At 57.3% G+C, this 419-nt stretch carries 2 protein-coding genes; both read right to left on the bottom strand.

Annotated elements, in window-relative coordinates; translation table 11 throughout:
* Nucleotides 1–184: DUF350 domain-containing protein (locus tag AC1DLB_RS32235; protein ID WP_477786564.1), on the bottom strand; the 184-nt coding region annotated here is incomplete at its 3' end.
* A 14-nt stretch (nt 185–198) separates the two neighbouring features.
* Nucleotides 199–419, bottom strand: a 221-nt coding sequence (locus AC1DLB_RS32240) for a DUF2491 family protein (RefSeq protein ID WP_477786565.1), incomplete at its 5' end; no start/stop codon positions are given.

Consider the following 419-nt stretch of genomic DNA (forward strand, 5'->3'; position numbering starts at 1 on the left):
GCGCGCCGCCCAGGGCGATGGCGGCCGCAACGTTGCCCGCACGGATCAACTCGAATTCCCGGTGCGGTGTGATGCGGGTGTAGATGAACTGGAACAGCGCGAACAACACGGCGGCGCCGAGGATGTACAAAACAAACCCGAGCACGGCGGCTTTGTTCAGGGAGATAGAGAGCGCTTCAAGCATGGACTTTTTCCTTTTTAAAAAGTGTTCAGGTCGGTGGTGTACAGCGAAATACCCAGCGAAGTGCTCAAGCTGATGGTGCCTTCGGCGTCTTCTTCGACGGAAAACAGCAGGAATTCCCGGCGATCGGTCAGGCCGGTTTCGCGGGCGTACAACATCGAACAGTGCTGGATGCTGTATGTTTCGTCCGGATTCTTCAGGTGTTCGCTCAACGGCACCAGTTCGGTCTGGCCGTTCT

This window comes from Pseudomonas sp. 05N434 (genome assembly GCF_056396965.1).